The sequence below is a fragment of the Variovorax sp. JS1663 genome (assembly GCF_002157355.1).
Taxonomy (GTDB): Bacteria; Pseudomonadota; Gammaproteobacteria; order Burkholderiales; family Burkholderiaceae_C; genus Variovorax.
This window is the reverse complement of the sequence record NZ_LYMK01000010.1, coordinates 131,417-150,034: the sequence shown is the minus strand read 5'-3', so window position 1 is coordinate 150,034 and position 18,618 is coordinate 131,417. Positions and strand designations below refer to the sequence as shown.

The following is an 18,618-nucleotide window of genomic DNA, read 5'->3' as shown; positions in this document are numbered from 1 at the left end:
CAACCCAGGGAGCGGAATGATCAACAAGAAACTGTGGCACGCCATGCCTATCGTGCTCGCGTGTTTCGCGGGACAGGCGAATGCGACGACGTGGTACTACTTCTCGGGACACCGGCCCTTTTCGGATGTCCCGATATTCCAGAGCATGGACGATCTGTGCAGGGCGTACAAATTTCCCGAGCTGGGCTACTTCATCCCCAGCCACAGCCCGACGACCTGCCAGTACTACCTGACACAGAACCCCAACGACGACGACTACCTCGGGACGATAGACGCGAGCGCTGTCGATTGCGAAGACCCCCATTCCCAGCCCTGGATTCGCGCCTGGGAGGCGCCATCGTGCAAGTGCTCCTCCGGCTACAAGGCCGATCCTTCAGCCTTTCCACTGCGGTGCGTCTCGGCGACGCCCCCCGAGTCGGAGCAGGATTCCTGTAGCGCAGGGTCGTATTCCGGCAATCCCATCTTCCTCGCCGGTGCCGAGAAGATTCGTGCCGAAACCGACTGGACGGACTCCGGGCCTGCTGCGCTCGGCATGACACGCTTCTATCGCAGCAACTGGGGGAGCAGCAGGCCCGGCCTCCCTACCGGGCTGGGGGTCGCCTGGAACCACAGCCTCTCCTTCCAACTGCAGCTTGGCGTGACTTCCCAGACCTTCGCCATCATCGACCCCGAAGGCCATCGGCGCACCTTCTCGAAGGCGCCCTCGAGCGCAATCTGGACCGCAGACAACAGTGCGGACTCGCTGAGCGCGACCCCCTCAGGCTGGATCTACAAGCGCGCAGACAACGATACCCAGCTCACCTTTGATTCGTCCGGCAGGCTGCAGACCAAGACCGAGCGTGGCGGCTTCGTCACCACGTATGGCCACGATAGCTCGGGCCGCCTGACCATGGTCCACAATGGCTTCGGTCGTACTCTGTCCCTGGGCTACGACGGCGCGGGCCGGCTCTCGACCGTGACCACGCCCGATGGCCGCACCATCGGCTATTCCTACGACACGATGGATCGGCTCGCCTTCGTGACCTACCCCGACGGCAAGAGCCGCGGCTATCTGTACGAGAACAGCAGCTACCCGCATGCCCTCACCGGCATCGTCGACGAGAGCGGCGTGCGCTGGGGCAGCTTCGGGTACGACAGCCTGGGCCGTGCCACGAGCACCCAACTGGCCGGGGGCGCCGAGCGCTACGACGTCTCCTATCCCGACAGCAACAGCGCCAGCGTCCGGGACCCCCTGGGCACCGAGCGCAGCTACGTCTATGGCAGCAACAAGAACAAGCTGGCCGTCGCTGGCAGCTCCTTGCCTTCCGGCACCGGGGGGAGCGATGCCGCCTCACGGACTCAGGACGCCAACGGCCTGATCACCAGCGAGACCGACTTCAAGGGCGTCAAGACAGACACGACATGGGACGTCGCACGCCGCCTGCCCGCCTCGGTCACTCGCGCTGCCGGCACACCCGAGGCCCAGACCGTCGCGACGCAGTGGCACGCCACCTTCTCCCTGCCGGTGCTGATCACCCAGGCTGGCCGCACCACCGCCTACACGTACGACGACAAGGGCAACACCCTCTCGCGGGCCATCACCGACACCGCCTCTTCACCCAACACCACCCGCACCTGGCGTTGGACGTGGAACGCGCAAGGGCTGGCCGCCACCGAGACCGCGCCCAACGGCGCCCTCACCACCTTCGAGTACGACCCCAGCGGCAACCTGGTCAAGTCCACCAACGCCCTGGGCCACGTCACCCAGTACGCCTACGACAGCGCCAACCGCCTCATCGCCACCATCGCCCCCAACGGCCTGGTCACCAGCTACACCTGGGACACCCGCGATCGCCTCCTCAGCAAGACCGTCGGCAACCAGCCCGCCACCACGCTGAGCTACCAGCCCACGGGCCTGCTCGACACCCAGACTTTGCCCGATGGGTTGTCGCTCTCCTACGCCTACGACTCTGCTCACCGTCTCACCGGCTGGAGCAACAACCGCGGCGAAAGCGGCAGCTACACCCTCGATGCGATGGGCAACCGCACGGCCGAGCAGGTCAGGAACAGTGCCGGCGCAGTGGCCTGGACGACGGCGCGCAGCATCAACAGCCTTAATCGCCTCGCCGCCAGCACCGCAGGCCCCAACCAGACGGACAGCTTTGCTTACGACGCTAACGGTGAGCGGGTCTCCGAGACCAATGGCCTGAACCAGAGCACCCATTACGGCCTCGACCCCCTGCGCCGCATCAAGGCCATCACCAACGCAGCCAATGCCACGGCCACCCTCGGCTACAACGCCCTCGATGCCGTCACCCGGGCCAGCGACTTCAAGGGCGTGGCCACCACTTACGCCCGCGATGCCTTGGGCAACGCCACCTCGGAGAGCAGCGCCGACATCGGCACCACCCGCACCCAGTACGACGCTTTAGGCCTGCCCAGCAGCATCACCGATGCCATGGGCCAGGCCACTCAGATCCAGCGCGACCTGCTGGGCCGCCCGATCCTCATCACCTTCGCCGACGGCCAGACCACCAGCCTGGTCTACGACAAGGCCAAGGGCTCCAAGGGCTACCTGACATCCTTCACCGACCGCAGCGGCACCACCACCTACACGCGGGATGTGTTCGGCCGTGTCCGCGTTCAGATCCAGACCTTGGTCAACGGCCTGAGCCAGCGGGTCGTCTATGGCTACACCCTGGCCGGGCAGCTCGCCAGCATCACATACCCCGACGGGTCGCAACTGGACTACCTGTACGACGCCACCGGCCGTCTCATCCAGATCAACAGGAACGGCAGTCCGGTCGTTGCAGGGCTGGCCTGGAACCCGATGGGCCAGCCCACCGCGTGGAACTGGCCATTTGTGAGTCAGACCCTCGGTGCCGGCCGCAGCTACGACACCGCCGGGCGGATGACCAGCACCGAATTCTCCAACTACGTGTATGACGCGGCCGGGCGCATCACCAGCCTGACGCAGAAGCTGCTGCTGCCTGGAGACAGCGATCCGACCCACAGCAGCATCGCCAGCGCGAACAGCACCTGGAACGTGAGCTATGACAGCGTCGGGCGCATCACCGGGTTCAATGCCAAGGGGAGCCAGACGAGTTTCGGGTATGACGCCAATGGGAACCGCAGCGCGAGCACGAAGACGCAGGGCGGGCAGACCACCGGCCGCGGCTACACAATCAACGGCAGCAGCAACAGGCTGGACGGCTTCAGTCAGAGCGCGGGCGGCACCACGACGAATGTGGCCTACACGTACAACGCCAACGGGGATCTGATCAGCGATGGGCTGAGGACCTACAGCTACAACGCCGAGGGGCGATTGAGCGCCGCGACCACGGGGGCCACCGATGCCAGCCCGACCACGCGCTATGCACACAACGCGCTGGGACAACGGGTCTTCAAAACCGAGCCGTTGTATCCGCCCGCAGAGGGTGATGAAACGGACCCGGGCTTCTTCCAGAGTCTGCTGAACTTCTTCACGAAGCTGTGGGGGCCGAACACCACGGAAGCGGAGAAGCAGGGCTTTGCCTTCATGTACGACGAGGACGGCAGTCTGCTGGCGGAGACGGGCACGGGTGGAGCCAACAGCACGGGCAGCACGAGCTACATCTACCTGCCAACGGCGAGTGGACCGATGCCGGTTGCGGCCGTCATCAACGGCCAGCTCTACGCGGTGCACAGCGACCACCTCAACACCCCGAGGCGCCTCACGGACTCAACCGGCCAAGCAGTCTGGCAGTGGGCGTACAGTGCCTTCGGCGACAACGCGCCGACCTTGGCGAAGTACCGGTTCGCGAACCTGGACATCAATCCGAATCCGGGGACGACGGGCATCTCTGAGGTCGTGATGAACCTGCGTTGGCCGGGGCAGTATTACGACAAAGAAAGCGGGCTGTTTGACAACCGTTTCCGCAGCCTTGACCCGAGGATCGGGCGGTACACGCAGTTTGATCCGATTGGTTGGGCGGGCGGGCCAAACGGCTACCTGTATGTCGACGGCAATCCTCTGAGCTACATGGATCCCTGGGGTCTCGAGAAACTTGTGCTTGGAAATCCACGCGACTTTGCACTGCAAGGTTCGGCCGCTTCTGATCCTGATATTCAGGGAACTCTCATCTTGTATGGTCACGGGAATGACTCTGCAATTGCCGATCAGAGAGATGGGACGACAAAGGCCTTGGGTCCCAACGAAGCTGCCAACCTCATCAAAAAATCTGGCTTATGGAAGCCTGGTATGCCGATAACCGTCAAAGCCTGTTACGTTGGCGCGGACAACGGGTTCAATCAGAAGCTAGCAGATCAACTCGGAGTGCCTGTCACTGGACCAGATGGCTATCTGGAAATGCTTCCTCGCATGAGCGGAGGGTATGGATTTGGTGGTATCTGGGGTTGGTACTGGGGAGGCTTCAAAGGTTCTCCAGGACAGTGGGTGACTCGTTCTCCTAGGAGGCAATGAAGTGAAGCAGCAAAAACTTGTTTTGATTGCCAGCGTATTGTTGGTGGCTGTGTGGGCTGGGGTGTTCGCATATGGCGACATAGCCGATCCGCACGAACTGACGCAACCTGTGACTATCACGAGCACTCGCGCCGGGGCGGATGGTGGCTCGATGGCAGTCCAAGTACGTGGCGCGAACGGCAAGAAGCTAACCGTCGAGCGTGTCGGATCCTTAGAGGTCGAGCGGTCTCTGCAGAAAATGTACGTGGTCAATGACGTATTTGGGGTGATACCTCTGCGGCGAGCCGCAGGCAAGAACTCTCAGCTTGAAAAGGAAACGCGAGAGATGCTCGAGTCATTGTTGAGGGGGGCTTTGCCTCTAACGCAACGAGAGCTTTTGAATCGGAACGACCAAGAAGCTCTTCGAACCGTTCCTGGCAATGTGCTTGCCGTGTATGACTTGGCCACTTGGATAGGCGAGCGGCGCTAGATGTTGGCGCCGAAGTAATACTGACCCACTGCGCCGAAGTAAAAGTGACCCACCTGGGTAAGGATGACGGCCTTTTGGCCGTCGATGTTGACCCAGGAGCAAGCAGTGGAGATACGAGTGATGGCCCGAAGGGGCGAGGGTGTCTGAAGTTTGAAGTCAAGCCTGCCGACTGATGCCCCGACCCCGCAGCAAGAAGCGGCGCTGCAGCAGTTTCTGTCAAAGCCCCAAGAAAACCGAGCCAAGGGAGAAGCGCACCATGGGTGGGCAAGGTGGAGCACATCCTGGTCATATCTGCGGCGGTGGCTGTGCTGGCGGCCCTGTATCTCGTGTTCCGAATCGCTGCGAGTGATCTGCACGATGTGACATGGCGCGGCAAGCGGTTCGCGACACTCGCCTACTGCTACTTTAGTGCGGGCGGGTTAGCATGGTCGCGAGAGGTGACCGCATGACCGAGACCCGCCCCGCCGTCCTCGACCTGATCGGCAACACGCCGCTGGTGCCCATCACGCGCCTGGACACCGGCCCCTGCACGCTGTTCCTCAAGCTCGAGTCGCAGAACCCCGGCGGCTCGATCAAGGACCGCATCGGCCTCGCGATGATCGACGCGGCCGAGCGCGATGGCCGCCTGAAGCCCGGCGGCACCGTGGTCGAGGCCACCGCCGGCAACACCGGCCTGGGCCTGGCGCTGGTGGCGCGGGCCAAGGGCTACCGGGTGGTGCTGGTGGTGCCCGACAAGATGGCCATCGAGAAGGTGCTGCACCTCAAGGCATTGGGTGCCGAGGTCCACACCACGCGCTCCGATGTCGGCAAGGGCCATCCCGAGTACTACCAGGACTACGCGGCGCGGCTGGCGAAGGAGATCCCGGGCGCCTTCTTCGCCGACCAGTTCAACAACCCCGACAACCCGCTGGCGCATGCCTCCAGCACCGGCCCGGAGATCTGGCAGCAGACCGGCCATGACGTGGACGCGATCGTGGTCGGCGTCGGCTCGGGCGGCACCGTCACCGGGCTGACGCGCTACTTCCGCGAGGTGCAGCCCGGGCTCTTCTTCGTGCTGGCCGACCCGGCCGGCTCGGTGGTGGCCGAATACACGCGCAGCGGCAAAGTGGGCGAGGCCGGATCGTGGGCCGTCGAGGGCATCGGCGAGGACTTCATCCCCGGCATCGCCGACCTCTCCGGCGTGAAGAAGGCCTACTCCATCACCGACGAGGAGAGCTTCGGCACCGCCCGCGAGCTGCTGCGGGCCGAGGGCATCCTCGCCGGCTCTTCCACCGGCACGCTGCTGGCCGCCGCGCTGCGCTTCTGCCGCGAGCAGACCCAACCGCTGCGCGTGGTCAGCTTCGTCTGCGACACCGGCACGCGCTACCTCTCGAAGGTCTACAACGACCAGTGGATGCTCGACCAGGGCCTGCTCGAGCGCCAGCGCTTCGGCGACCTGCGCGACGTGGTGTCGCGCCGCTTCGAGGACGGCAGCGTCATCAGCGTCGGCCCCGAGGACACACTGCTCACCGCCTTCCAGCGCATGCGCCTGGCCGACGTGTCGCAGCTGCCGGTGCTGGATGGCACGCAGCTGATCGGCGTGATCGACGAGTCCGACCTGCTCCTCTGCGTACACACCGACGCGGACCGCTTCCGTTCGAGCGTGAAGGACGCCATGACCGACCTGCCCGAGACCCTGCCGGCCAGCGCCAGCCTGGCCGAGCTCGAGGCCGTGCTCGACCGCGGGCTGGTCGCGATGATCTCGGACGAGGACGGCTTCCACGGCCTCATCACCCGCACCGACCTTCTGAACCATCTCCGGAGAAAGCTGAAGTGAGCCAGGACCAGGACCCCCATGGCGGACTCGATTTCGCCACCCGCGTGATCCACGCCGGCCAGTCGCCCGAGCCCGCGACCGGCGCGATCATGCCGCCCATCTTCGCCACCTCGACCTACGTGCAACAGAGCCCGGGCGTGCACAAGGGCCTCGACTACGGCCGTTCGCACAACCCCACCCGCTGGGCGCTGGAGCGCTGCGTGGCCGACCTGGAAGGCGGCTCCGCGGCCTTCGCCTTCGCCTCCGGCCTGGCCGCGATCTCGACCACGCTGGAGCTGCTGGATGCCAATGCCCACATCGTCTCGGGCGACGATGTCTACGGTGGCACCTTCCGCCTGTTCGAGCGCGTGCGCGTTCGCAGCGCGGGGCATCGTTTCAGCTTCGTCGACCTGACCGACCCGGTGCGTCTGCTGGAGGCCTTGACCCCCGAGACGCGCATGGTGTGGGTGGAGACGCCGACCAACCCGCTGCTGCGACTGGCCGACCTGCGCGCCATCGCCGCGATCTGCCGCGAGCGCGGCATCCTCTGCGTGGCCGACAACACCTTCGCCAGCCCCTTCGTGCAGCGCCCGCTGGAGCTGGGCTTCGACGTCGTGGTGCACTCCACCACCAAGTACCTCAACGGCCATTCGGACGTCATCGGCGGCGTGGCGGTGGTCGGCCGAGAGGAGCGCCATGCGCCGCTGCGCGAGCGCCTTGGCTTCCTGCAGAACGCGGTGGGCGCCATTGCCGGGCCCTTCGACAGCTTCCTCACCCTGCGCGGCGTGAAGACCCTGGCGCTGCGCATGGAGCGCCATTGCAGCAATGCGATGGCGCTGGCGCAATGGCTGGAGGCGCAGCCGCAGGTGACGCGCGTGCACTACCCGGGCCTGCCCTCGCATCCGCAGCACGAACTGGCGAAGCGGCAGATGCAGCAGGGCTTCGGCGGCATGATCTCGATCGACCTGCGCACCGACCTCGCCGGCGCGCGCCGCTTCCTGGAGGCGGTGCGCATCTTCTCGCTGGCCGAGAGCCTGGGCGGGGTCGAGAGCCTGATCGAGCACCCGGCCATCATGACCCACGCCACCATCCCGGCCGAGACGCGTGCGCGCCTGGGCATCGGCGACGGGCTGGTGCGGCTGTCGGTGGGCGTGGAGGCGCTGGAAGACCTGCGCGCCGACCTGGCCCAGGCGCTGGCGAAGATCTGACGTTCTAGGCGAACACGTCGGAGACGTACCGCCCGCTCTCGCGCTCGATCTTCTCCACCCAGGCTTCGGCCGCTTCGGGCGTGGCGCCCACGGCCTCCTGGTAGATGCGGACGAAGGTCTCGCGCACGGCGGGCGCCATGTGGCGGCCGTCGCCGCAGACGTAGACGTGCGCGCCCTTGCGGAACAGCTCCGAGACGTCGGCGCGGTCCTTCCACACCCGGTGCTGCACGAAGCTGACCTCGCCTTCAGGCGCCTTGAAGAAGGCCGGCCGCACGCTGACCACGCCGGCTGCTTCCCAGCCGGCCAGCTCGTCCTTGTAGAGGAAGTCGACGTCCGGGTGGTCGCAGCCGAAGAACAGCAGCGAACGCGCCACGCTGCGGCCGCTTTGCGCCTGCATGGCGCGTTCCTGCAGGAAGCCGCGGAAGGGCGCCAGGCCGGTGCCGGCGCAGACCATCACCATCGGCACCTCGGGCGAGGCCGGCGGATGGAACAGGTCGTTGGACGAGCGAACCGCGACCACCACGCGCGTGCCCGGCACGCAGTTGGCCAGGTAGGTGGAGGCCATGCCCTGGTAGCGTCCGCGGCCCGACAGCGCCGGTGCGTCCACCACCGCCACGGTGAGCGTGCAGCGCTCGGCGTTCCACAGCGGCGACGAGGAGATGGAGTACTGGCGCGCCCGCGCCGGCGGCAGCATCTCGAAGAAGGTGGCCAGGTCCAGGCCGCAGGCCGGGTACCGCTCCAGCAGCTCCAGCACGCTGACGCGCTTGGCCAGCACGTCGCGCTGGTAGGCGCCTTCCTCGGCCAGTGCGCGCAGCTCGGCCTGCTGCGGGCCTTCGGTGGCGTCGGCCAGGGTGGCCACCTGGCCGCGGGTCGCGGGCTGGGCCAGCTCCACGTAGTTGAACAGCACCTCGCTCGCATTGACCGGGTGGTTCACCGGCAGCGAGGTGAGGCTGCTCTCGGGCTTGCGGATGATGATCTGGCTGTCGGAGGCCAGGTCGAAGCGCTTGAGCGCGCGCATCACCACGCCGATGGGGTTGTGCGGCAGCACCGAGAGGTAGTCGCCCGCGCGATAGCTCATGTCCTGCGGCAGCGCGATCTCGATGTGGCGCTTGGAGCGGCCCATGGGCGAGCGCAGGTCCACCAGCTCGCGGTTCTCCTTGATCTCTCCGTGCTGCAGGTCGCCCAGCCGCAGCAGGGCGGCGCGGCCGTCCTTGAGGCGCTCCACCTGCAACTGCGTGCCGGCCGGGGTGGCCTTCACCTGCTTGCCCAGCGCCTGGCCGAAGTCGGTCCACAGCGCGGCGTACCACTCGTCGAAGGCGCCGAAGAAGTCGCCGCCGGCATCGGTCTCGCCGCGCGGGCGCAGCCGGGTGGCGCCGGCGGCTTCCAGCGCGGCGTCGAAGCGCTGCGGCACCGCCTGGTAGGTGCGGGCCCACTGGCGGTTGCCGCAGCCGAACACGGCATAGCGCACGCCCTTCAGGCTGTCCGCCTTCCCTGGCTCCTGCGACAGCGTGTCCAGCCAGGCCGCGAACTGGCGCGCGTTGTCGGGCGGCTGGCCCTCGTAGGAGGCGGTGATGATCACCACCACGCCCTCGGTCGGCAGGCTGCCCGCATGGTCGTCCAGCGAAGCCGCCTGCGCCGCATAGCCCTGCGCGCCGGCATCGCTGGCGATGCGCTCGGCGAAGGCCTCGCAGGAGCCGGTGTTGGAGCCGTACAGCACCAGCAGCGGCGTGGCCTGCACGCCCGGCGCCAGTGCGGGCGCGGCGACAGGGGCTTGCGCGGGTGCAGCGGCCTTCTGCGGCGCCAGCAGGCCGCGCGGCTTGAACGAGCTCGTGCCGCGCCGCTTGACCCGGATGCGGAAGCCCGCGGGCTTGAGCGTCAGCGTCTCGGCCACCTTGAGCTGGTAGGAAGGGTCGTCCTCGATCAGGTCGAAGCGCTGCAGGATCAGGCTCATCAGCAGGACCGCCTCCTGCATCGCGAAGGGCCGGCCGATGCAGGCGCGCTGGCCGTTGCCGAAGGGCTTCCAGGCGTTGGGCGGCAGCGCGGCCATCGACTCGGGATCGAAGCGCTCGGGGTGGAAGGCCTCGACGTCGTCGCCCCAGACTTTGGGGTCCCGGTGCAGCATGGCGCTGAGCACCATCACCGTGTCGCGCCGGCGGATGGCGTAGCGCCCGCCGATCACGGTGTCCTCGTTCGGGCGCAGCGAGAAGGCCGGCGCGGTGGGCCAGATGCGCAGCGCCTCCATCAACACCTGCTCCACGTAGCGCAGCTTGCCGATGTGCTCGATGCGCGGCACCTCGTCGCCCAGCACGGCGTCCACCTCGGCGCGCGCCTTGGCCAGCACCCGCGGGTTCTTCACCAGGAAGTAGGTGGCGAACGAGAGCATGCCGCTGGTCGTCTCGTGGCCGGCGATGAGGAAGGTGAGCAGCTGGTAGCGGATGTTCTCGTCCGACAGGCCTTCGCCCGTGACCGGGTCGCGCCCCTGCAGCATGATGCCCAGCAAGTCCTTCTTCTGCGCGCCCTCCGGGTCGCGCTTGCGCTCGGCGATCAGCTCGTCGGCGATCTGGCGCATCAGCGTCAGGTCGTCTTCGTAGGCGCGGCGCGTGCGCAGGAGCAGCTTGCTGGCGATCTCGGGCCGCCGCGTGCGCGCGCCGGCCTCGGCCAGCGCATCGACCATGGAGCCGACGAAGGGGTGCATCTCCGTCTGGTAGAAGCTGTTGAAGCGGTAGTCGAAGGCACACAGCGCGATGGTGTCGAGGGTCATGCGCGTCATGTCCTCGGTCACCTCGATCACGTGGGAGGGGCCGAAGCGTTCCCAGCGCGTCACCATCTGCTCGGCGATGTCCAGCATGCGGTCGAACATGCCGCGGATGCCGATGGGGCCGAAGGCCGGCATCAGCAGCCGGTGCGCGACGGCCCAGTTGGGCTCGTCTGTCCTGGCGGTGAACAGGCCGTCGCCGGCGAAGTCGCGGATGTTCTTCAGTGCGCCCGCCACGCGCTTGTCGAAGCGCTTCTCGTCGCACACCTCGTTGACCAACTCCTGCGAGCTGACCACGATCAGCGGGTGGCCGAAGAAGTCGAGCTGGAAGATCGGCCCGTAGGTCTGCGCCAGGCGCATGAAGCCCTGGATCGGCGCTTCACCGTCGACGGAGCGAAGGTTGCCGATGAAGGGGTCGCCCTTGGGCTGGGGGATGGGAACCGTGCGCGTCATGCCGGCCTCCGCGTGCCGGGAGCGCCGCTCTGGGGCTGAAGCCTGTACTGGATTCTCATGAGATCTCCTCCGTCAAGAACCGTCGAGGGCATTGTCCAGGCCGTACGGCACCGGCATTGCACCGGCCTCCGTGGCGACCCCCGCAATGTAGCTCAGCCAGCGGGATCGAACACCCTGAGGAACTCGCGTCGCGTCTTTGGCCCGTAGGTCCTGAAATGAGGATCGGGTTTCTCCAGGTAGGCCATGCGCTTTCGGGCGACCGAGTCGCGGGCGGTGTATCGCTTCACTTCCGTCGGCGTCAAGCCGCACACGTTCGCGGCATTGAGACCGAATATCCTGGCCCGCAGCGCAGGCGTCATCTCGGGATAGCCATGCCGTTCGCGCAGTTCCGCCGAGATCTGGAACGTCCGGAAGGCCTGGATCTGGTCCTGCGGTGAGCCGTACCAGATCGAATCCGTGCCCCACAGCACGTTGTTCTCGCCGCACGCGACGATCAGCTTCCCCAGGGCGTGAGCCGCCTGTTCGGGGTCGCGCATCAGGAAGCGCCACGTGCTGCCCAGCTCCGCATAGACGTTGCTGTTCGGCTTGACCTGGTGTTGGCGCAAGGACGTGATCAGCGTGTCGATGCCGTCGCTCTTGCCGCTCGCGTCGTAGGCCTTTTCGGTCACCGTGCTGACGAAGCCCGAGTGATAGATCAGGAAGTTCACGTCCGGATAACGCCTGGCGACGACGCCGATGTCGCTGCACTGGCTGTGCTCGTAGGAGCGTGGTCCGAACGGCAGCCCCTTGTGGATGCAGATGTTCTTGACGCCCAGTGCGCGAGCCTTCTCGATGAACCGGATGCCGACGTCGTCGTGCAGGAAGTAGCCCTTGCCGCCCGGTCCATACTGCGTGTAGGTCTTCCAGGCGCTGATGCCCCACTTCTCGTGCAACTCGTCCATGCCCTCGAGGTCTCCGGGCTGGTTCGGGTTGACGCGTCCATGCAGCAGCAGCCGGTGCGTTCCCTCGAGCTTGTCGACCAGCCTGCGGACCTCGTCGGCGGCCTGGATCGTGACCGGTTCGGCGTCGCGGGCGGAGGGCACGAAGGACAGGACCATCACGTCGGTGTCGCTGTCCATGAACACGTCCTTGAGGAAGACCTCCGCGCTCTTCGAATTGCCTTTGGGCGTGTCGATGAAGTGGCCCTGGACGTCGAGGATGAACTCCTGCCTGGCGGGGCCGACCTGCGCGCGCGCGAGCTGCATGTCCAGCCCGGCGTCGCGGGGCAGCTCGAAGAAGCCGCCGGTCCTTCCGGCCGCGGCGTTGGCCGCGTTGAAGGCCAGCAGCGTGCTGGCTGCGCCGCAGGACGAGGTCAGGAACGCCCGCTTCGAGCACCCCAGCCGCTTCGCGTTCGTGGCCGTGGCCTCGTGTGCGAGGCGGTTGGCTTCGATGTTCGCCGGCCACAGTGACACCGGTGCGAACTCGCCATTCGAGGTGCTGTCGAGCTTGATGGGGAGGCGCTTGCCCTCCGGGTCGCTGTCATGCATGGTGGTCCCCCGGTTGGATCAAGAAGCCCCGCCGGCCTGCGATTCTCGGGCCTTCGAGCCAGCGAGGTCGTGCACCTGAAGGTCACCGACGTGGCGGGCAGGCGCCGGACGATGTGGAAAGCGCGGCCTCAGCCGCTCAGATCGCCCGCCAGGCTCGCCAGCGTTTCCGCCGCGATGACGGCCTGGGCCAGGTAATGCGTGTGGTCGCAGCCCAGCTTGACCTGCGCACCGGCGCGCACCGCCGCGCGTTGCGCATCGCCGAACTCGAAGCGCAGGAAGTGCACGGCCGAGGTCTTCTCGTCGTTCTCGCGGTCCAGGTCCTCGTCGGCAATGGCGTAGATGCGGGCATGGCCCTCGACCTCGACGAACACGCGGTCCTCCACGCCGATCAGCCGGGCCAGCTCGCGCTGGCGCTCGGGCACCTCGGTGTACTCGATCAGCATGGTGGCCTTCCAGTTGCTGCCGTCGGGCACCAGGGGCTGGTAGGCGTCGATCTCGCCCTGGATGCCGTCCTCCTCGAAGATCTTCTCGATGTGCAGCATCTCCTGGATCTGGCGGCGGATGGTGACCTCGTCCTCGAACTGCACGCTCACATGCTCGCCCAGGCGCACGGTGCGCAGCTTGCGGTGGGCGATGAACCCGGGCGCGCTCGACTTGCGGATCTTCGCGTAGGCCTCCAGGGTCATCAGGCTGTCGGGGGTGATGACGCTCATGACGTTACTCCAGGCCGTACGCGATGCGCACCAGGCTCAGCGGATGCTGCAGCTTCGCCGCCGGCAGGCCCTCGTTGCCCATGCCCTGGGCGATGTGGTGGCCGGCCAGCGCGCAGTCGGAGCTGATGTAGTCGGGCTGGTCCTTGCCCATCGCCTTGAACACCGGCTTGCCGATCTTCATCGCCACCGGGTGGTAGGGCGTCTTCACGCCATAGGTGCCGGCGTGGCCCGAGCAGCGCTCCACCGTGTTGAGCTGCACCGGCACGCTCTGGCCGATCAGCTTGAACATCTCCTCGGTCTTGCGGCCGATCTTCTGCACGCGGCCGTGGCAGGGGATGTGGTAGCTGAGCTTGCCCAGCCCGGTCTTGAAGTCGGTCTTGAGCAGGCCGTCCTTGTGGCGCGCGACCAGGTACTCGAAGGGGTCGAACATGGCCTGCTGCACCAGCTTCACGTCCGGATCATCGGGAAAGAGCAGCGGGATCTCCTGCTTGAACATCAGCGTGCAGGAAGGGATGGCGGTGAGGATCGCGAAGCCGTCCTTGGCGTATTTCGCGAGCACCGGGATGTTGGCTTCCTTGTGCTTCGCCACGCCCTCCAGGTCGCCGAGCTCCAGCTTGGGCATGCCGCAGCAGCTTTCCTTGTTGACCACCGTGTAGGGGATGTCGTTGTGCTGCAGCAGCTTGATCAGGTCGAGGCCGATGCCGGGCTCGTTGTAGTTGACGTAGCAGGTCGAGAAGATGGCCACCTTGCCCGGCGTGCGTTCGCCATCGACCACCGGCTGGGCCTTCTTGTCTTCGGGCGCACTCCAGCGGAATCGCTTCGTTGCCAGGTCGGGCAGCCAGGCATCGGGATGCACGTGCAGGGCGCTGTCGAGCAACTTGCGCATCGGCTTCGTGCGGTTGAGCGCGTTGACCGCCTGCACCACCACCGGAATGCCGGCGAACTGGCCGTGCACGTCGGTGGAGGCCAGCAGCTTCTCGCCGCCGCCAACGTCCCCATTGCGGAACTTGATGGCCTTGGCGCGCAGCATGGTGTGCGGAAAGTCCACGTTCCACGGATGCGGCGGCACGTAGGGGCACTTGGTCATGTAGCACAGGTCGCACAGGTAGCACTGGTCGACCACGCTGCCGTAGGCCTTGGGGTCGACGCCGTGCACCTCGCCGTCCTCGGTGGCATCCACCAGGTCGAACAGCGTCGGGAAGGCCTGGCACAGGCTGACGCAGCGGCGGCAGCCGTGGCAGATGTCGAAGATGCGCGTCAGCTCGCGCTCGCACGCGGCCTGGTCGTAGAACTCGGGGTTCTTCCAGTCCACCGGGTGGCGCGTCGGCGCCTCGAGATTGCCTTCTCGATTCGTCATGGAAGGGACGGCCGCGATGCGCGCCATCGGCGTGCGAAGGCCCGTGCACCGAGGCCCTGCAACGCGATGGCCGCAGCGCGGCTCAGTCGACCAGCGCCTCGAGCGCCTTGGTGTAGCGGTTGGCGTGCGAGCGCTCGGCCTTGGCCAGCGTCTCGAACCAGTTGGCGATCTCGTCGAAGCCCTCTTCGCGGGCCTGCTTGGCCATGCCCGGGTACATGTCGGTGTACTCGTGAGTCTCGCCGGCCACGGCGGCCTTCAGGTTGAGGCGGCTGTCGCCGATCGGCAGGCCGGTGGCGGGGTCGCCCGAGCCGTGCTCGAGGAACTCCAGGTGGCCGTGCGCATGGCCGGTCTCGCCTTCGGCGGTGGAGCGGAACAGCGCTGCGACATCGTTCTGGCCTTCGACGTCGGCCTTGTTCGCGAAGTACAGGTAGCGTCTGTTGGCCTGGGATTCGCCTGCGAAGGCGTCCTTCAGGTTCTGCTCGGTTCTCGATCCCTTCAATTCCATGGCTTTCTCCTGGGAGTGGCTAGGTTTATGCAAGCGGAACCGTCGCTGCCTGCGGGCAGCGGCGCCTAGGGAATCTACGCCAGTTGCGATCGGGCCGGCAATACAAAGCCTCAATGGGGTTCATTGAGGCAGGCAATGACGGAAATCAGGGAAGCACGGCCTCGCGCAACTGTGGAAATACCTTCGACACCTTGGCCAGCAGGTAGTCGCCGTAGATGCCGTCGAAGGCATGCACGTTGGCATGGTCCCATCGCGTGGCGCTGTCGTCTACCACCACGGGCCTGGGTAAACCCTCGATCGGCTTCACGCGCGCATGGAAGTTGGGGTCGAAGAACAGCGGGAAGGACAGGCGGTCCCGCCCCGAGGTGTTGCGCACCACGCGGTGCGGCGTCGAGCGGTACAGCCCGCCCGTCATGCGGTCGAGCATGTCGCCGATGTTGATGACGAAGGCATCGGCGATCGGCGCGGCATCGATCCAGCCTTCGCCGGTGCGCACCTGCAGGCCGCCGATGTCGTCCTGCCGCAGGATGGTGAGGAGGCCGTAGTCGGTGTGCTCGCCCACGCCCCAGGCCACGTCCAGGCCCTCGGGCACGGGCTGGGTCGGGTAGTTGAAGAGGCGGAACAGGATCAGCGGGTCGGCCGTGTAGCGCTCCGCGAAGTAGCCGGCGGGCAGGCCCAGGCTGAGCGCGATGCCTTCCATCAGCACATGGCCCAGGCGCGTGGCAGCGGCCATGTAGTCGAGGATGGTCTCGCGAAAGCCCGGGATGTCGGGGAACAGGTTGCGCCCGTGCACCGGCGTGCGCGCGAGCACCAGCGGATCGTCCTCCGGCAGCTCGGTGCCGAGGTAGAGGCCTTCCTTCCAGTCGGGCCGGCCCGAGGTGAGCTCGCCGCCGGTCGGGAAGTACCCGCGCCAGGCCCGCCCGCCCAGTTCCATGCGCCACTGCATCTTGGTGGCTTCGGGCAGGGCGAAGAAGGCGCGGCTCAGGTCTTCGAGGCGCTGCATGAGCGCGCGATCGACGCCGTGGCCGGTGACGTAGAAGAAGCCGTGCGCGCGGCATGCCTCGCCGATCTGGCTCGCGACGGCGGTGCGTTCAGGTGCGCGCGCGACCAGCGGCGCGATGTCGATCAGGGGCAGCGAGCGCGCGAGGTTCATCGAGGTCAGCGTATCAGACGGCATGGGCGAAGGGCGTGCGGATGTCGGCAAGAAACTGCTGCGCGCGCGGGTGTTGCGGGCGGTTGAAGAAGTCGTCCGGCGTGGCCCGCTCCAGCACCCGGCCGGCGTCCATGAAGAGCACGCGGTCGGCCACGTCGCGCGCGAAGCCCATCTCGTGCGTCACCACCACCATGGTCATGCCCTCGCGCGTGAGGTCGCGCATGACCAGCAGCACCTCGCCCACCATCTCCGGGTCGAGCGCGCTGGTGGGCTCGTCGAAGAGCATCAGCGGCGGCTGCATGGCCAGTGCCCGGGCGATCGCCACGCGCTGCTGCTGGCCGCCCGAGAGTTCGGAGGGAAAGGCATCGGCCTTGTTCGCCAGGCCGACGCGCTCGAGCAGGGCCATGGCGCGCGCGGTGGCCTCGGCGCGCGAAAGCCCGCGCAGCTGGATCGGTGCCAGCGTGCAGTTGCCGATCACCGTGAGGTGCGGAAACAGGTTGAACTGCTGGAACACGAAGCCGATGTGCGAGCGGAAGTCGTTGAGGTCGATGCCGCGCGCATGGATGTCCTTGCCGTCGACGGTGATGCGGCCGCCCTGGATCGGCTCCAGCCGGTTGATGGTGCGGATCAGCGTGGATTTGCCCGAGCCCGAGGGCCCGCAGACCACCACCACCTCGCCGCGGGCGATGGTCTCGCTCACGTCGACCAGTGCCTGGTAGCTGCCGTACCACTTGTTGACCTTGTCGAATTCGATCATGCGGGAGCTTTCGGTGCCTCGCGGACGGTGGTGCGCCGGCCGGCTCTCGCTTCCAGCCAGTAGGCGAAGCGCGACAGGCCGAAACACAGGATGAAGTAGGTCAGGCCCAGGATGAAGTAGACCTGGACCGGCTTGGTGAAGACCTGGGTGTTGATCTGCGAGGCGATGAAGGAGACCTCCGCCAGCCCGATGATGTAGCCCAGCGAGGTCTCCTTGATGGTGGAGACGAACTGGTTCACCAGCGAGGGCAGCATGCTGCGCAGCGCTTGCGGCAGCACCACGAAGCGCATGGTGCGGCCCCAGCCCAGGCCCAGCGAGCGCGCGCTCTCCACCTGGCCGCGCGGCAGGCCCAGGATGCCGGCGCGCACGATCTCGCCGATGTAGATGCCGTCGAAGACCACCAGCGCGATCAGCATGGTGGTGAACTGGTCGGTTTTGACGCCGGTCACGCTGGGCAGGAAGAAGTAGGCCCAGAACACCACCATCAGGAGCGGCGTGCCGCGCACGACGAAGGCGACGGTCGTCACGGGCCAGCGCAGCCAGCGCCAGGGGCTGACCCGCGCCAGGCCCAGCAGCAGGCCGAAGGGCAGGGCGAGCACGAGGCCCATGGCCGCGAGCAGCACGGTCAGCACCAGGCCGCCCAGCGGGCCGTTGGGATACTGCCCGATCAGGAAGTAGACCCAGTAGTCGCGGACCAGATCGATCATGGCGCGGCGCTCCTGCTCACAGCGCCCTCGGCGGAAAGCGGTGCTGATACCAGCTCGCCGCGCCGGTGATCAGCAGCGACACCGTCAGGTAGGCCGCGGTGGCGAAGGCGAAGGACTCGGCGCTGCGGAAGGTGGCACTCTCCACCTGCCCGGCCTGGTACATCAGCTCGGCCACGCCGACCACGGTCGCGATGCTGGTGCCCTTCCAGAGGTTGAGCGTCTGCGAGATCAGCGGCGGAATGGTCACGCGCAGGGCCTGCGGCAGGATGATGCGGCGCATGGTGGCCAGGAAGCCGAAACCCAGCGCCCGGCCCGCTTCCATCTGCACCGCCGGGATGGCGCGGATGCCGCTGCGGATGTCCTCGGCCATGTAGGCTGCGGTGTAGAGGCCCAGAGCGACGATGGCGCTGAGAGCCTCGATGCGGCCGGCGTAGAGGCGCTGCTTGATGTCCTCCGGCAGCAGCTCGGGCGCGCCGAAGTACCAGAACAGCATGTGGCCCAGCAGCGGGATGTTGCGGATCGACTCCACATAGGCGAAGCCCAGCCCGCGCAGCGCCGCGACCGGCGCCAGGCGCAGCAGCGCCACCGCCAGCGCGACCGGCAGGGCCAGCGCCAGCGAGGCGGCCAGCAGCTGCAGCGAGAGCAGGAAGCCCGCGACCAGCATGTCGTGGTACTGGCCGGACAGCAGCAGGGAAAAATCGAAGAGCGGCATGAACGGGGAATGCCGGTGCCCCGGCGGAAGAGCGCGGGGCACATGGTACGCATCCCGCGGCGCGCCG

Annotated in this window: 13 protein-coding genes; 4 read left to right on the top strand and 9 right to left on the bottom strand. The window is 66.9% G+C overall.

Annotated features, from left to right (window positions below; genetic code table 11):
- The first annotated feature begins 16 nt into the window (after positions 1-16).
- The 4 genes from A8M77_RS11335 (at position 17) to A8M77_RS11315 (ending at position 7,913) form a co-directional block, all read left to right on the top strand.
- On the top strand, positions 17-4,441 hold the full coding sequence (locus tag A8M77_RS11335; RefSeq protein ID WP_086921551.1) for an RHS repeat-associated core domain-containing protein: 4,425 nt from the start codon (positions 17-19) through the stop codon (positions 4,439-4,441).
- A gap of 1 nt (position 4,442) precedes the next feature.
- Positions 4,443-4,910: a hypothetical protein gene (locus A8M77_RS35160; protein ID WP_143694580.1), complete on the top strand. Its 468-nt coding sequence runs from the start codon at positions 4,443-4,445 to the stop codon at positions 4,908-4,910.
- A 445-nt stretch (positions 4,911-5,355) separates the two neighbouring features.
- Positions 5,356-6,726 carry a pyridoxal-phosphate dependent enzyme gene (locus A8M77_RS11320; protein ID WP_086921554.1) on the top strand — a complete coding sequence of 457 codons (1,371 nt, stop codon included), beginning with the start codon at positions 5,356-5,358 and terminating at the stop codon, positions 6,724-6,726.
- Positions 6,723-7,913 (top strand): trans-sulfuration enzyme family protein, encoded by a 1,191-nt coding sequence (locus A8M77_RS11315; protein WP_086921555.1) that lies wholly within the window; start codon positions 6,723-6,725, stop codon positions 7,911-7,913. Before A8M77_RS11320 ends, A8M77_RS11315 begins: the two co-directional genes overlap by 4 nt.
- A 4-nt stretch (positions 7,914-7,917) precedes the next feature.
- On the opposite strand, the gene A8M77_RS11310 is transcribed toward A8M77_RS11315, so the two are convergent.
- From A8M77_RS11310 to A8M77_RS11270, 9 genes are all read right to left on the bottom strand, one after another.
- Positions 7,918-11,121 carry a bifunctional cytochrome P450/NADPH--P450 reductase gene (locus A8M77_RS11310; RefSeq protein ID WP_086921556.1) on the bottom strand — a complete coding sequence of 1,068 codons (3,204 nt, stop codon included), beginning with the start codon at positions 11,119-11,121 and terminating at the stop codon, positions 7,918-7,920.
- Positions 11,122-11,273: 152 nt separating this feature from the next.
- Complete coding sequence (locus tag A8M77_RS11305; protein ID WP_086921557.1) at positions 11,274-12,647, bottom strand: amidohydrolase family protein; 1,374 nt, start codon at positions 12,645-12,647, stop codon at positions 11,274-11,276.
- A gap of 128 nt (positions 12,648-12,775) precedes the next feature.
- Positions 12,776-13,360, bottom strand: a complete 585-nt coding sequence (locus A8M77_RS11300; RefSeq protein ID WP_086921558.1) for a DUF3501 family protein — start codon at positions 13,358-13,360, stop codon at positions 12,776-12,778.
- A 4-nt stretch (positions 13,361-13,364) separates the two neighbouring features.
- On the bottom strand, positions 13,365-14,717 hold the full coding sequence (locus A8M77_RS11295) for a (Fe-S)-binding protein (RefSeq protein WP_086921607.1): 1,353 nt from the start codon (positions 14,715-14,717) through the stop codon (positions 13,365-13,367).
- A gap of 82 nt (positions 14,718-14,799) precedes the next feature.
- Complete coding sequence (locus A8M77_RS11290) at positions 14,800-15,222, bottom strand: rubrerythrin family protein (RefSeq protein ID WP_086921559.1); 423 nt, start codon at positions 15,220-15,222, stop codon at positions 14,800-14,802.
- Positions 15,223-15,367: 145 nt separating this feature from the next.
- Positions 15,368-16,399, bottom strand: a complete 1,032-nt coding sequence (locus tag A8M77_RS11285) for an isopenicillin N synthase family dioxygenase (RefSeq protein ID WP_238136780.1) — start codon at positions 16,397-16,399, stop codon at positions 15,368-15,370.
- Complete coding sequence (locus tag A8M77_RS11280; RefSeq protein WP_086921561.1) at positions 16,389-17,132, bottom strand: amino acid ABC transporter ATP-binding protein; 744 nt, start codon at positions 17,130-17,132, stop codon at positions 16,389-16,391. The genes A8M77_RS11285 and A8M77_RS11280 overlap by 11 nt, the downstream gene beginning before the upstream one ends.
- Positions 17,129-17,839, bottom strand: coding sequence for an amino acid ABC transporter permease (locus A8M77_RS11275; RefSeq protein ID WP_086921562.1), 711 nt, complete (start codon positions 17,837-17,839; stop codon positions 17,129-17,131). Before A8M77_RS11275 ends, A8M77_RS11280 begins: the two co-directional genes overlap by 4 nt.
- 16 nt (positions 17,840-17,855) lie before the next feature.
- Entirely contained in the window at positions 17,856-18,551 is a 696-nt protein-coding gene (locus A8M77_RS11270; RefSeq protein ID WP_086921563.1) for an amino acid ABC transporter permease, read from the bottom strand.
- Positions 18,552-18,618 lie beyond the last annotated feature (67 nt).

What these genes read in the sequence shown, in the direction of transcription:
- A8M77_RS11335 (WP_086921551.1), top strand. Translation starts at nt 17, where the DNA reads ATGATCAACAAGAAACTGTGGCACGCCATGCCTATCGTGCTCGCGTGT.
- A8M77_RS11320 (WP_086921554.1), top strand. Translation starts at nt 5,356, where the DNA reads ATGACCGAGACCCGCCCCGCCGTCCTCGACCTGATCGGCAACACGCCG.
- A8M77_RS11310 (WP_086921556.1), bottom strand. Translation starts at nt 11,121, where the DNA reads ATGACGCGCACGGTTCCCATCCCCCAGCCCAAGGGCGACCCCTTCATC.
- A8M77_RS11305 (WP_086921557.1), bottom strand. Translation starts at nt 12,647, where the DNA reads ATGCATGACAGCGACCCGGAGGGCAAGCGCCTCCCCATCAAGCTCGAC.
- A8M77_RS11300 (WP_086921558.1), bottom strand. Translation starts at nt 13,360, where the DNA reads ATGAGCGTCATCACCCCCGACAGCCTGATGACCCTGGAGGCCTACGCG.
- A8M77_RS11295 (WP_086921607.1), bottom strand. Translation starts at nt 14,717, where the DNA reads ATGACGAATCGAGAAGGCAATCTCGAGGCGCCGACGCGCCACCCGGTG.
- A8M77_RS11290 (WP_086921559.1), bottom strand. Translation starts at nt 15,222, where the DNA reads ATGGAATTGAAGGGATCGAGAACCGAGCAGAACCTGAAGGACGCCTTC.
- A8M77_RS11285 (WP_238136780.1), bottom strand. Translation starts at nt 16,399, where the DNA reads ATGCCGTCTGATACGCTGACCTCGATGAACCTCGCGCGCTCGCTGCCC.
- A8M77_RS11280 (WP_086921561.1), bottom strand. Translation starts at nt 17,132, where the DNA reads ATGATCGAATTCGACAAGGTCAACAAGTGGTACGGCAGCTACCAGGCA.
- A8M77_RS11275 (WP_086921562.1), bottom strand. Translation starts at nt 17,839, where the DNA reads ATGATCGATCTGGTCCGCGACTACTGGGTCTACTTCCTGATCGGGCAG.
- A8M77_RS11270 (WP_086921563.1), bottom strand. Translation starts at nt 18,551, where the DNA reads ATGCCGCTCTTCGATTTTTCCCTGCTGCTGTCCGGCCAGTACCACGAC.